The 12,101-nt window shown below is 60.0% G+C and carries 13 protein-coding genes; 8 read left to right on the forward strand and 5 right to left on the reverse strand.

Going from position 1 to position 12,101, the window contains the following annotated elements; translation table 11 throughout:
- The first annotated feature begins 79 nt into the window (after positions 1-79).
- From QMG15_RS10815 to panC, 3 genes are read left to right on the forward strand one after another with little or no spacing between them, the layout of a single operon-like run.
- Positions 80-877 (forward strand): ScpA family protein, encoded by a 798-nt coding sequence (locus QMG15_RS10815; protein WP_281790125.1) that lies wholly within the window; start codon positions 80-82, stop codon positions 875-877.
- A gap of 50 nt (positions 878-927) precedes the next feature.
- The gene (gene panB / locus QMG15_RS10820; protein ID WP_281788613.1) at positions 928-1,800 is read left to right on the forward strand and encodes a 3-methyl-2-oxobutanoate hydroxymethyltransferase; all 873 of its coding nucleotides are present in this window, start codon (positions 928-930) and stop codon (positions 1,798-1,800) included.
- A gap of 1 nt (position 1,801) precedes the next feature.
- Entirely contained in the window at positions 1,802-2,665 is an 864-nt protein-coding gene (gene panC / locus QMG15_RS10825; protein ID WP_281788614.1) for a pantoate--beta-alanine ligase, read from the forward strand.
- Positions 2,666-2,985: 320 nt separating this feature from the next.
- Here panC and QMG15_RS10830 read toward each other — a convergent pair whose 3' ends face one another.
- The 4 genes from QMG15_RS10830 to QMG15_RS10845 all read right to left on the reverse strand — a co-directional run bounded on the left by QMG15_RS10830 (position 2,986) and on the right by QMG15_RS10845 (position 5,260).
- Complete coding sequence (locus QMG15_RS10830) at positions 2,986-4,011, reverse strand: NAD(P)H-dependent glycerol-3-phosphate dehydrogenase (protein ID WP_281788615.1); 1,026 nt, start codon at positions 4,009-4,011, stop codon at positions 2,986-2,988.
- A gap of 21 nt (positions 4,012-4,032) precedes the next feature.
- Positions 4,033-4,479 (reverse strand): protein-export chaperone SecB, encoded by a 447-nt coding sequence (gene secB, locus QMG15_RS10835; RefSeq protein WP_281788616.1) that lies wholly within the window; start codon positions 4,477-4,479, stop codon positions 4,033-4,035.
- 81 nt (positions 4,480-4,560) lie between these two features.
- Positions 4,561-4,818: a glutaredoxin 3 gene (gene grxC / locus QMG15_RS10840; RefSeq protein ID WP_281788617.1), complete on the reverse strand. Its 258-nt coding sequence runs from the start codon at positions 4,816-4,818 to the stop codon at positions 4,561-4,563.
- Between the two features lie 34 nt (positions 4,819-4,852).
- On the reverse strand, positions 4,853-5,260 hold the full coding sequence (locus tag QMG15_RS10845) for a rhodanese-like domain-containing protein (protein ID WP_108358257.1): 408 nt from the start codon (positions 5,258-5,260) through the stop codon (positions 4,853-4,855).
- A gap of 91 nt (positions 5,261-5,351) precedes the next feature.
- Between QMG15_RS10845 and gpmA the strand changes: the two genes are divergently transcribed.
- The 3 genes from gpmA to moeB all read left to right on the forward strand — a co-directional run bounded on the left by gpmA (position 5,352) and on the right by moeB (position 8,404).
- The gene (gene gpmA / locus QMG15_RS10850) at positions 5,352-6,095 is read left to right on the forward strand and encodes a 2,3-diphosphoglycerate-dependent phosphoglycerate mutase (RefSeq protein WP_108401827.1); all 744 of its coding nucleotides are present in this window, start codon (positions 5,352-5,354) and stop codon (positions 6,093-6,095) included.
- A gap of 77 nt (positions 6,096-6,172) precedes the next feature.
- Positions 6,173-7,633, forward strand: coding sequence for a S41 family peptidase (locus QMG15_RS10855; RefSeq protein WP_281788618.1), 1,461 nt, complete (start codon positions 6,173-6,175; stop codon positions 7,631-7,633).
- Positions 7,634-7,651: 18 nt separating this feature from the next.
- Positions 7,652-8,404, forward strand: coding sequence for a molybdopterin-synthase adenylyltransferase MoeB (gene moeB / locus QMG15_RS10860; RefSeq protein ID WP_281788619.1), 753 nt, complete (start codon positions 7,652-7,654; stop codon positions 8,402-8,404).
- Positions 8,405-8,416: 12 nt separating this feature from the next.
- On the opposite strand, the gene QMG15_RS10865 is transcribed toward moeB, so the two are convergent.
- Complete coding sequence (locus QMG15_RS10865) at positions 8,417-8,902, reverse strand: thermonuclease family protein (RefSeq protein WP_281788620.1); 486 nt, start codon at positions 8,900-8,902, stop codon at positions 8,417-8,419.
- A 133-nt stretch (positions 8,903-9,035) separates the two neighbouring features.
- Between QMG15_RS10865 and QMG15_RS10870 the strand changes: the two genes are divergently transcribed.
- Entirely contained in the window at positions 9,036-10,718 is a 1,683-nt protein-coding gene (locus QMG15_RS10870; RefSeq protein WP_281788621.1) for a SulP family inorganic anion transporter, read from the forward strand.
- A gap of 40 nt (positions 10,719-10,758) precedes the next feature.
- Positions 10,759-12,099, forward strand: a complete 1,341-nt coding sequence (locus QMG15_RS10875; RefSeq protein WP_281788622.1) for a DNA-directed DNA polymerase — start codon at positions 10,759-10,761, stop codon at positions 12,097-12,099.
- Positions 12,100-12,101: the final 2 nt, after the last annotated feature.

Genomic DNA, 12,101 nt, shown 5'->3' on the forward strand with positions numbered 1-12,101 from the left:
AAGCCCTTCCGATTAAGCGCCCACCGTGCAACCTGCTGACACCACCCTGCCCAACGACGAGGCAACCCCTGCCTCGGTCATGCCCGAGGTGGTTGACCACGTGGCCGTGGCCCGCCTGTATGGCGAGCCGCTGTTTGCCATGCCGCAGGATTTGTACATCCCGCCTGATGCGCTCGAAGTTTTCCTTGAGGCCTTCCAAGGCCCGCTGGATTTGCTGCTGTACCTCATCCGCAAGCAAAACTTCAACATCCTCGACATCCCCATGGCCGCGCTCACGCGCCAGTACCTGAGCTATGTGGACGAAATTCGCACGCGTAACCTAGAGTTGGCCGCCGAATACCTGCTGATGGCCGCCATGCTGATTGAAATCAAATCACGCATGCTGCTGCCGCCCAAGAAGGTGGCAGAAGGCCAAGAGCCCGAAGACCCTCGCGCCGAGCTGGTGCGCCGCCTGCTCGAGTACGAGCAAATGAAACTGGCAGCCGCCAAGCTCAACGAAGTGCCGCAATTTGGTCGCGACTTTCTGCGCGCGCAGGTGTTCATTGAGCAGTCATTGCAGCCACGTTTCCCCGATGTACACGTGGTCGAGCTGCAACAAGCTTGGGCCGATATCTTGAAGCGTGCCAAGCTGGTGCAACACCACAAAATCAGCCGCGAAGAACTGTCTGTGCGCGAGCACATGAGCATTGTTTTGAGAAAACTCCAAGGCCAACGCTTTGTCGAGTTTGAAAAACTGTTCGAACCCACACAAGGCGTGCCCGTGCTGGTGGTGACCTTCATTGCCTTGCTCGAGCTGGCCAAAGAAACGCTGATTGAAATCACGCAGGCCGAGGCTTTCGCGCCTATTTATGTGCGCTTGGCTTACACACCCACGTAAACTCCAAATCTTCTCGGCAACACAGGACTGGCTTTGCGCCATATCGTTCTATGAGCAACACCAACGCTTCGCCCTACGGCACTTTGCCCCCCGCTTCGCCCGTTGCAGCCCGCAAGCCCATCAGCTTGCCCCGCTTGAACGAGCTGCGCGCACGCGGTGAAAAAATCACCATGCTCACGGCCTACGACGCCACCTTTGCCGCCGTGGCCGATGCCGCGGGTGTGGAATGCATTTTGGTGGGCGACTCGCTGGGCATGGTGTGCCAAGGCCTCACCAGCACCGTGGGCGTGACGCTAGACACCATGCGCTACCACGTGGAGAGCGTGGCCCGCGGCATCCGCCGCGTGCAAGGCACCGCGTGGATCATTGGCGACCTGCCCTTTGGCAGCTACCAAGAGTCCAAAGAACAAGCCCTGCGCAGTGCCACGGTTCTGATGCAAGCGGGTGCTCACATGGTGAAGCTCGAAGGTGGCGGCTGGACCACCGACGTCGTGCACTTCCTGGTCGAACGCGGCATCCCTGTGTGCGCGCATTTGGGCCTCACCCCACAAACCGTTCACGCCTTAGGCGGCTACCGAGTGCAAGGCCGCGGCGAGTCGGCCACGCAACTGCGCCAAGAAGCCCTCGCCCTGCAAGACGCAGGTGCCACCATGGTGGTGCTGGAAATGGTGCCCCAGCCCCTGTCGACTGCCCTGACCCAAGAGCTACCCACCTGCCACACCATTGGCATTGGCGCGGGCAACGGCACGGCCGGCCAAGTGCTGGTCATGCACGACATGCTGGGCGTCAACTTGGGCAAGAACCCCAAATTCGTTCACAACTTCATGGAAGGCCATGCCAGCGTGCTGGACGCCATGAGCGCCTATGTGGTCGCCGTCAAAAACGGCACCTTTCCCGACAACGCCAAACACGCTTGGGTCTAATTTGCAAATCGTTCACACCCTCGCGGACCTGCGCCGCACCTTAAAGCCCGCCGCCCTGCGCGCCTTTGTGCCCACCATGGGCAACCTGCACCAAGGCCACTTAGAGCTGATGCAAATGGCTCGCCAAGAGGTTGATAAACGCACCGAAAAAGGCGGCATGACCGTGGCCAGCATCTTCGTCAACCGCCTGCAATTTGGCCCCAACGAAGACTTTGACACCTACCCCCGCACGTTTGAAAACGACTGCGCGCTTCTAGAAGCCAACGGCTGTGACGTGGTGTTTGCCCCATCTGAAAAAGACCTCTACCCAGAACCTCAAGTGTTCAAGGTACACCCGCCGCCTGAGCTGGCCGACATCTTGGAAGGCGCGTTCCGCCCCGGCTTCTTTGTGGGCGTGAGCACCGTGGTGCACAAACTCTTCAACATCGTGCAGCCCGACTTGGCCGTGTTTGGCAAGAAGGACTACCAACAACTCATGGTCATCCGCCGCATGGTGCAGCAAATGGCCTTACCCATCGAGATCATCGGTGGCGAAACCCGCCGCGCTGAAGACGGCTTGGCTTTGAGTTCACGCAACGGCTACCTGAGTGCCGAAGAACGCGCCGAGGCTGTGCAGCTGTCTATCGCGTTGAAGGGTTTGGCTGCGGTGGCCCGTGCGGGCAATGCCGCTGGTCAGCTGGATGTGGCGGCTGCCGAAGCCGCTGCCATGGAAGCCCTGCGCCAACGCGGCTGGGCGCCAGACTACATCACCCTGCGCCGCCAGCATGACTTGTCGCCTGTGAACGGCCCATGCGCTGAACCGCTGGTGGTGTTGGGTGCAGCTAAGTTGGGTAAGACGCGGTTGATTGATAACCTCGAAGTTTGAGTTCCTATTCGGCTTGGTTGTGGGTGTTCGTGGGGTTTTTCTCCGGCTAGGGTCGCGTGCGTGAGGTGCGGCGGCCGCCTCATGCTGGAGTACCAGAAATCGTTGGCCGCCGCACCTCACGCACACGACATCGTTGGATAGAAAAATTCCAGCTCAAAACAACGCAACATCAAAGCAATTGAATTGCGCCAGAAACAGTCAACCCACACGTCTGCAAGCCGCAGTCTTCTTGTCTAGTGAATAGGCAGGTGACGATTTCTGGTACCCCAGCATGAGGAACCTGCCTATTCACTAGGCAAGAAGCGAGCACAGCAAAAAAGCTATTCGCCCTTAGCCCCACGCCCCATCAACAAAGCCACCGCCTGCGCGGGTGTGATGTGCCCGTCGAGCAAGGACACCACCGCCTGAGCAATCGGCATGTCCACACCGAGGTGCTGCGCCCGTTGCACCACGGTGCGGGCGCAATACACACCTTCGGCCACGTGGCCGAGTGAATCCACCGCTTGCTGCAGGGTCATACCTTGAGCCAAGGCCAAGCCCACTTTGCGGTTGCGGCTCAGGTCGCCTGTGGCGGTGAGCACCAAGTCGCCCAAGCCCGACAAGCCCATGAAGGTTTCGGTCTTGGCGCCCAGTGCCACGCCTAAGCGGGTGATTTCGGCCAAGCCGCGTGTGATGAGTGCAGCGCGTGCGTTGAGGCCCAGTTGCAAGCCATCGCACAAACCGGTGGCGATGGCCAACACGTTTTTCACCGCGCCGCCTACTTCCACGCCCACGATGTCGTCGTTGGCGTACACGCGCAGGCTGTTGTTGTGAAAGGCTTGCACCATGGCATCGCGGGCTGCGGCATCGTCGCTGGCGGCCACCAAGGCGGTGGGCATGCCGCGGGCCACTTCTTGCGCGAAGCTGGGGCCACTGAGTGCGCCACCGCGCAAGGCGGGGGCCACTTGGGCTTTGACTTCGTGGGCCATCAAGCCAACGCCACTTTGTGACGCATCAGCAGTTGATGTACCAGGCTGCGCCGCTTCAAAGCCTTTGCACAGCCACGCCACAGGCACGGTGCTGCCCAGGATAGGCGCGAGCTGCGTGAGCATGCCACGCAGGCTGCTCATGGGCGAGCCGATGACCACCAAATCTTGCTCGGCCAACCAGGGGCCGAGCGGCTCCGAAGACACTTGCACGCCTGCGGTGAAGGGCAAGTCAGGCAAGTAGCGCGTGTTCACGCGCTCGGCTTGCATGGCTTGGGCTTGGGGCACATCACGGGCCCACAGCGTCACGGTGTGGTGTGCGCCAGCGTTGATCGCCAGCGCTGTGCCCCACGCGCCTGCACCTAAAACGGCAATCTTCATGTCGACGGCCTGCGTGTGAAATTACTGAACTGAGGCAGCCGCTTGTTGCTGCTGTTGTTCGTACATGGCTTGGAAGTTGATTTCGGCCAAGTGCACAGGTGGGAAGCCCGCGCGTTGAATCACGTCCGCCACGTTGCCGCGCAGGTAGGGGTAAATGATTTGTGGGCAAGCGATGCCGATGACGGGGCCCATTTGGTCTTCAGGCAAGTTGCGCACTTCGAAAATGCCAGCTTGCTTGGCTTCGACCAAGAACACGGTTTTGTCTTCAAGCTTGGTGGTCACCGTGGCTGTCACGGTCACTTCGACGATGCCATCGGCCACTTGTTCCATCCCCACACCCAACTGGATGTCCACCGAAGGTTGCTCAGTGCTGGTCAGGATGGCGGGAGAGTTGGGTTGCTCCAAAGACAGGTCTTTCAAATAGACGCGTTGAATTTGAAAAACTGGCGTGGCTTGTTCGTCTGACATGGTTATTTCCTAAAACAAAAAAATGCCCGCATCGGCAATACCGAAGCGGGCAGCAAATCGGGATGGCTGAATTATGTCAGCTCAAGATTGCAACAAAGGCAGCAAACCGCCTTTGGCGTCAAGCGCCACCAAATCGTCGCAACCACCCACGTGTGTGTCGCCAATGAAGATTTGCGGCACGGTACGGCGGCCCGTGATTTGCATCATGTGGGCACGCGCCTCGGGGTCGGTGTCGATGCGCACTTCTTCAATGTGGGCCACGCCCTTGGCAGTCAGCAGCTGCTTAGCGCGAATGCAGTAGGGGCAAACGGCGGTGGTGTACATCTTGACGGTTGACATGGCGTTCTTTCTCAGGTGATTTGGCTTGGGCTAATTAAGCTTTAGCGATGGGCAGGTTAGCTTCTTTCCAAGCTTTCAGCCCGCCGTGCAAGGAATGCACCTTCTCGTAGCCCAGTTTTTGCGCAATGGCTTGGGCACGCTTAGAACGCGCACCCGCCGCACACACCATGATGACGGGGGTGCTTTTGTTTTTCACGGCCTTGTCCAAACGGGCTTCCAGCTCGTCCAAAGGCACGTTCACCGCGCCTTTGATGTGGCTTTGGGCAAACTCGTCTGCGCCGCACACATCAATCACCACGCCTTTTTCGCGGTTCATGCATTGCACCGCTTCTGTGGGCGAAATACCGGTGGCTGCAGCGCCTTGCACCACGGGCAGCAGCAAAAAGAAACCACTGCTCAGGGCAATGGCCATCAACATCCAGTTGTCGAGAATAAATTTCACGGGGAATCCAGTTCAGGGGGTTAAAAGTATCGAGTCAGGGCAGCATTCTAAAATCACGGCCAATCTTTCACTGACTCTGTTGATTTAAACCATGTACAAGCTCGTATTAATCCGCCACGGCGAATCCACCTGGAACCTTGAAAACCGCTTCACCGGCTGGACCGACGTGGACCTGACCCCCACTGGCATCGAACAAGCCAAGAACGCAGGCAAGCTGCTCAAGGCCGAAGGCTACGAGTTTGACGTGGCCTACACGAGCGTTTTGAAGCGCGCCATTCGCACTCTGTACCTCGCGTTGGACGAGATGGACTGCACTTGGTTGCCCGTGGTCAAAAGCTGGCGCTTGAACGAGCGCCACTACGGCGGCTTGCAAGGTTTGAACAAAGCCGACATGGCCAAACAATACGGCGACGACCAAGTGCTGATCTGGCGCCGCAGCTACGACACGCCACCTCCCGAACTCGAAGCAACCGACCCTCGCAGCGAACGCGGCGACCCCCGCTACGCCAAGCTCGACCCCGCGCAAGTGCCGCTGACCGAGTGTTTGAAAGACACCGTGGCCCGCGTCATCCCGTTCTGGAACGAGTCGATGGCCCCAGCCATCAAGGCTGGCAAGCGCATCGTGGTGGCCGCACACGGCAACTCGATCCGTGCGCTGATCAAATACCTCGATGGCATCAGCGACAGCGACATCGTGGGCTTGAATATCCCCAACGGCATCCCACTTGTGTATGAGCTGGACGAGAACCTCAAGCCCATCCGTCACTACTATTTGGGCGATGCCGAAGCGGCGGCCAAAGCCGCTGCCTCAGTGGCCACACAAGGCAAAGCCTAATCGTCCTACATATAGCGCGCCTTCTAGGCGCGTTGTATATTGAGCACCTACTAAATTTGTCCATTCTCGAAGGCCACATGCGTCAAAAATTCAAGATTGCAGGCTGGGTCGCCATCGGCGCCCTGACCGGCGCACTGACCACCGTCTCGCTGCAAACCGCTGCACGCGCCAACATGGCGCCCCTGCCGCTGGAAGAGCTGCAGCAACTCGCTGCTGTGTTCAGCATGGTCAAGAGCGACTACGTCGAGCCCGTGGACGAGAAGAAACTCATCAGCGACGCCATCACCGGCATGGTCGCCAGCCTCGACCCGCATTCGCAGTATTACGACAAGAAGTCTTTCAAAGAATTCCGCGAAGGCACCACCGGCCGCTTTGTAGGTGTGGGCATTGAGATCACGCAAGAAGAAGGTCTGATCAAAATTGTGTCGCCTATCGAGGGCTCACCCGCTTTTCGGGGTGGCATCAAGTCGGGTGACATGATCACCAAGATTGACGACACCGCTGTCAAAGGCCTGTCGCTCAATGACGCCGTCAAACGCATGCGCGGCGAGCCAGGCACCAAGGTCATGTTGACCATCTACCGCAAAGATGAAAACCGCACCTTCCCCGTGAACATCATTCGCGAGGAAATCAAGACCCAAAGCGTCAAAGGCAAAGTGATGGAACCCGGCTACGGCTGGATTCGCCTGAGTCAGTTCCAAGACCGCTCGGTGGACGACTTCACCAAGAAGCTCGAAGAAATCTACAAACAAGAACCCAAACTCAAAGGCGTGGTGCTAGACCTGCGCAACGACCCCGGTGGTTTGTTAGACGCTGCCGTGGCGGTGTCTGCCGTGTTCTTGCCTGAGAACATCAACGTGGTGTCTACCAACGGCCAATTGGCTGAGAGTAAATTTATTTACAAGGCCTCTCCCGAGTTTTACCGCCGCAACGGTGGCAGCGACCCTGTGGCCCGCTTGCACCAAGCCACAAAAGGCATTTACCGCACCGTGCCTTTGGTGGTGTTGGTGAACGAAGGCTCGGCCTCGGCCAGCGAGATCGTGGCCGGTGCTTTGCAAGACCACAAGCGCGCCACCATCATGGGCAGCCAGACCTTTGGCAAAGGCTCGGTGCAAACCGTGCGCCAGCTGGGTCCAGACACCGCTTTGAAAATCACCACGGCGCGTTACTACACGCCCAATGGCCGCAGCATCCAAGCCAAAGGCATCGTGCCGGACGTGTTGCTGGACGACACCGCAGAGGGCAGCCCCTTTGCCATCCTGCGCATGCGTGAGGCTGATTTGGACAAGCACTTGGAAAGCGGTCAAGGCAATGTCGCCAAAGACAAAGCGCAAGACAAAGAACGTGAAAAGGCCCGCGAAGAAGCCATGAAGCGTTTGGAAGAAGAATCCAAAAAACCAAACAACGAGCGTCGCCCGCCCGAGTTTGGCAGCGACAAAGACTTCCAACTTGAGCAAGCCATCAAACGCCTCAAAGGCCAACCCGTGTTGGCCAGCAAGACGCAAACCGAGCGTCCTGCTGAGAAAAAAGAGAAATAACGCAAGACTGAGTTTGCGGTGAACGACGACCAACTGCTGCGCTATTCGCGCCACATCTTGCTTGGCGATGTGGGCATCGAAGGCCAGCAGCGCTTGGTCGACAGCCATGTGCTGATCGTCGGCGCAGGCGGTTTAGGCTCTCCGGTGGCGTTGTACCTAGCAGCCAGCGGCGTGGGTCACATCACGATGGCTGACCACGACGTGGTGGACCTCACCAACCTGCAACGCCAAATCGCCCACACCACCGCCCGTGTGGGCCACCCAAAAGTAGAGTCAGCCTCGCAAGCCATGCTGGCCCTCAACCCCGAAGTGCGTGTGACCGCGCTGGCCCACAAACTAGACGCCGTCCAGCTCAACGCGCTGGTGCCCACCGTGCAAGTGGTGGTGGACTGCTGCGACAACTTCGAAACCCGCCAAGCCGTGAACGCCGCGTGTGTGAAGCACCGAGTGCCGCTGGTGTCGGGCGCGGCCATTCGCATGGATGGCCAGCTGGCGGTGTACGACACGCGCGATGACAAATCGCCCTGCTACGCCTGCATCTTCCCGCCCGATCAAGCGCCTGAAGAAGTGCTGTGCTCCACCATGGGCGTGCTCGCACCGCTGGTGGGCGTGATTGGCACCATGCAAGCCATGGAAACGGTCAAGCTCATAACAGGCATGGGCTCGCGCCTAACAGGCCGCTTGCAAATGCTGGATGGTCGTGGCATGGAATGGCACGAAGTGCGCTTGCAACGCAACGCGAGCTGCCCTGTGTGCGGCGACGAGCACTGAGCAACGCACACCTCAGTGCGGCGTATCGGGCGTGGGCAAGTGACACGACCCAAACCGTTTTCTAAACCACCTCGGCTGCAAAGCCCGGCCATCTGAGAACAAACCTAGGTGCTGCGTTTGCGCTTGCAGCTGCAGCGTCTCATAGGGGCCTGCGTTGTTTTTGTAGCTGTACGACCACGCATAACCCTGCCCCACCATCCAAGCGCCCACATCGTTGCCTTGGCGCGTGAGCTGCGCCAGCAAACGGCCATAGCTGTCGCGTGTGCGGGCACGCACCTCCACCACTTGGCCTTGCAGCGCGGCGTGCAATGCGGCGCGTGACTGCGGGCCCCACGGTTGGCAAATCTCGGGCGCGTCGATGCCCAGCAGCCGCACCTTGTGCGCCTCGCCACCTTGCAGCGGTTGCACCCACACGGTGTCGCCATCGCTCACGTGTGTGACGATGCCAGGCCATGCATGCGCGAAGGCGGACAGACACAGCAACAACGTGACAAGCATGCAAGCCTGCAGGCTTTGCGCCGTTGTTGCCATTTGCATGCACCGCGTGAAGTTCATCAACCACCTCAAACCAAAAACGGCATTGTGCAAACCATCAAGCAGCAGGGGGTGAGCCAGCCGTTACGATTAGCGCATGCACTCTGCAAAGCACTGGTTCCCGTTTCTCAGCTGGCCCAAGCCAACCCCTCAACTGCTCAAGAGCGAGGCCTTCGCGGGCCTGAGCGTGGGCCTGATGGTTATTCCGCAGGGCGTGGCGTATGCGGCGTTGGCGGGCATGCCACTCATCACCGGCATTTACGCGTCGTTGTTGCCTGCACTGGTGGCTGTGCTATTCAGTGCGTCGCCGCGTTTGTCGGTGGGGCCCACGGCGCTCACCTCCATCTTGATTGCGGCCTCACTCAGCGGCATGGCGGCGCCTGGTAGTGCCGAATGGATCAACCTCACGGTGTGGCTGTCGCTCATGACGGGCTTGCTGCAGGTGGTGCTGGGCTTTGCGCGCTTTGGCTGGTTGCTGAATTTGGTCAGCTCGCCGGTGTTGATGGCGTTCACGCAAGGCGCGGGCGTGCTCATCATTTCGTCGCAACTGCCTGCGTTGCTGGGTTTTCAACATGGCTGGTCCACCCTGCTGACAGGCACTGGCATGGACTGGGCCAGCTTGGCATTTGGCTTGGTCACTTTGGTGCTGCTGGTGGTCGCACGCCGTTGGCGGCCCACATTTCCTACCGTGTTGGTGGTGGTGCTGGGCGCGGCGGGCCTGAGCTGGGCGCTGGGGCTGGAGGCCTCGGGCACAGCCGTGGTGGGCGCGTTGCCACAAGGCTTGCCTGCGTTGTTTGTGCCCAGCGTCATTGAATGGGACATCTTCAAGCAGTTGGTGTTGCCCACGTTGGTGATTACGCTGGTGAGCTTTTTAGAAACTGCCTCCAGCGCCAAAGTGGACAACGACCGCAGTGGCAAACGCTGGGACCAAGACCAAGACTTGATTGGCCAAGGCTTGGCCAAAGTGGCCTCGGGTTTGTGCGGCGCATTTCCCACCAGTTCGTCGTTCAGCCGCTCGGCGCTCAACCTCTATGCGGGCGCGCAGTCGGCATGGGCCACCATCTTTTCCGTGGCGGTGATTTTGGTCATCCTGTTGTTCTTCACCGCGGTGTTGCAGCCTGTGCCGCAATCGGTATTGGCAGCCATCGTGGTGGCCGCGGTGTTGGGCCTCATCAAGCCACGCGCGTTTGCGCAGCTTTACAAAATCGACCGCGTTGAGGCGGCCACGGCGGTGGTGACCTTTGTCATCACGCTGCTCTCGGCCCCGCGCTTGTATTGGGGCGTGCTGGCCGGTGTGGTGATGGGCCTGAGCCACTTTTTGCACACGCGCCTGCACCCGCGCATCATTGAAGTGGGCCTACACCCCGACGGCAGCCTGCGTGACCGACACCTGTGGAAACTGCCACCGTTAGCCGCCAACCTCTACGCCCTGCGCATGGACGCCGAGCTCGACTTTGCCGCCGCCAGCACCCTAGAGCGCGCTGTGATGGAACACCTCAGCCAGCACCCCAACGTGGCCCATGTGTGCCTGTTTGCGCTGCCCATCAACCGCATTGACGCCACGGGTGTAGAGAGCCTCGCCAAACTAGAAACCATGCTGCGCGAGCGCGGCATCAGCCTGCACATCAGCGGCATGAAGCTACCGGTAGAAACCGTGCTGCGCCGTGCAGGCTGCCTGCAAGCGCATGCAGGGCTGCACCTGTATCGCACAGATGCGGAGGCGATTCAGCAGCTGCGGCAACTGGAGGCGTTGCCTGCGGATATGGGGTGGTGTATTTAAAGCTCGACCACTAGAATACTGTTTTTATAAACAGTATTCAATGACGCTCCGCTCTCTCTTCGTCGACTTCAACAGCTACTTCGCCTCGGTTGAACAACAGCTCAACCCCGCGCTGCGCGGGCGGCCTGTGGGCGTGGTGCCGGTGCTGGCCGAAACATCGTGCTGCATTGCCGCCAGTTACGAGGCCAAGGCGCTGGGCATTAGCACAGGCACAGGTGTGGCCGAAGCGCGGCGGCTGTGCCCCGACATTGCCATCGTGCTGGCCGACCACGCCAAATATGTAGAGATGCACCACCGCGCGGTGGCGGTGGTCGACACGCTGGCGCCCGTGCGCCAAGTGCTCTCGATTGACGAGATGGAGTGCGAGCTGACCGGCCGCTGGCAAACACGCGACCGTGCGGTGAGGCTGGCCGAACGCGTGAAGGCCGAGGTGGTGGCGCAGCTGGGTGAGTGCATGCGCACGTCGGTGGGCATTGCGCCCAACACGCTGCTGGCCAAGCTGGCGTCGAACATGCAAAAGCCAGACGGGCTGACGGTGATCGAAGCCCACGAGCTGCCGCAACGTTTGTATGGGCTCAAGCCCAAGGCGATCAACGGCATTGGCCCGCGCATGGTGCAGCGGCTAGAGCGCTGCGGCATTCACACGATGGAACAGCTGTATGCCGCGCCCCGCGAGCTGCTGCGCACCGCATGGGGGGGCGTGGCGGGAGCCGAGATGTACGACAAGCTGCGCGGCCAGTGGTATGGCCCGCGCGAGACGGTGGCGAAGTCGCTGGGCCACTCGCACGTGCTGCCGCCCGACTTACGCAACCCCGAAGGTGCGTTTGCGGTGCTCAACCGTCTGACACAAAAAGCGGCCATGCGCCTGCGCAAACAAAACGTGTATGCCACCAGCATGAGCGTGCATGTGCGCTGCCGCCACGGGTACGGCGGCAACCGTGGGCAGCGCATGGGCGACGACCGCGCCGCGCAGGTGGGCGAAACCCAAGACACTGCGTTTTTGCTGCACACGCTAGAGCAGCTGTGGCACAGCGGCTTGCACTTGTTGCCCCAACCCGTGACGGTCGGCGTGCAGCTGCATGGGCTGATTGAAGCGGGTCAACACACGGGCGATTTGTTTGGGTTTGATGAAGCGGCAGCCGATGCAAAAAGCACATCTGACGCAAATGAGAAACCCGAAGCGATGGGCTCTTTGTCCGCGCGCACCGCCCAAAAAATCAACCCTGTGCGCGACCGCCGCAAACTACTGGCCGCCATCGACACGCTCAACGGTAAGCATGGCAAAAACACGGTGTACTTTGCCAGCGCACAAGCGGGGCTAGACCACGCGCCGATGCGGATTGCGTTCAATCGAATTCCTGATTTGGAGTCGGAGCGCTAGGC

The organism is Limnohabitans sp. INBF002, assembly GCF_027924905.1.
Lineage (GTDB): Bacteria > Pseudomonadota > Gammaproteobacteria > Burkholderiales > Burkholderiaceae_C > Limnohabitans.

Excerpts from the sequence above, each read along its gene's own strand:
- QMG15_RS10870 (WP_281788621.1), top strand. The coding sequence starts at position 9,036 with ATGCACTCTGCAAAGCACTGGTTCCCGTTTCTCAGCTGGCCCAAGCCA.
- panB (WP_281788613.1), top strand. The coding sequence starts at position 928 with ATGAGCAACACCAACGCTTCGCCCTACGGCACTTTGCCCCCCGCTTCG.
- QMG15_RS10865 (WP_281788620.1), bottom strand. The coding sequence starts at position 8,902 with ATGCTTGTCACGTTGTTGCTGTGTCTGTCCGCCTTCGCGCATGCATGG.
- secB (WP_281788616.1), bottom strand. The coding sequence starts at position 4,479 with ATGTCAGACGAACAAGCCACGCCAGTTTTTCAAATTCAACGCGTCTAT.
- QMG15_RS10855 (WP_281788618.1), top strand. The coding sequence starts at position 6,173 with ATGCGTCAAAAATTCAAGATTGCAGGCTGGGTCGCCATCGGCGCCCTG.
- QMG15_RS10875 (WP_281788622.1), top strand. The coding sequence starts at position 10,759 with ATGACGCTCCGCTCTCTCTTCGTCGACTTCAACAGCTACTTCGCCTCG.
- QMG15_RS10830 (WP_281788615.1), bottom strand. The coding sequence starts at position 4,011 with ATGAAGATTGCCGTTTTAGGTGCAGGCGCGTGGGGCACAGCGCTGGCG.
- QMG15_RS10815 (WP_281790125.1), top strand. The coding sequence starts at position 80 with ATGCCCGAGGTGGTTGACCACGTGGCCGTGGCCCGCCTGTATGGCGAG.
- grxC (WP_281788617.1), bottom strand. The coding sequence starts at position 4,818 with ATGTCAACCGTCAAGATGTACACCACCGCCGTTTGCCCCTACTGCATT.
- gpmA (WP_108401827.1), top strand. The coding sequence starts at position 5,352 with ATGTACAAGCTCGTATTAATCCGCCACGGCGAATCCACCTGGAACCTT.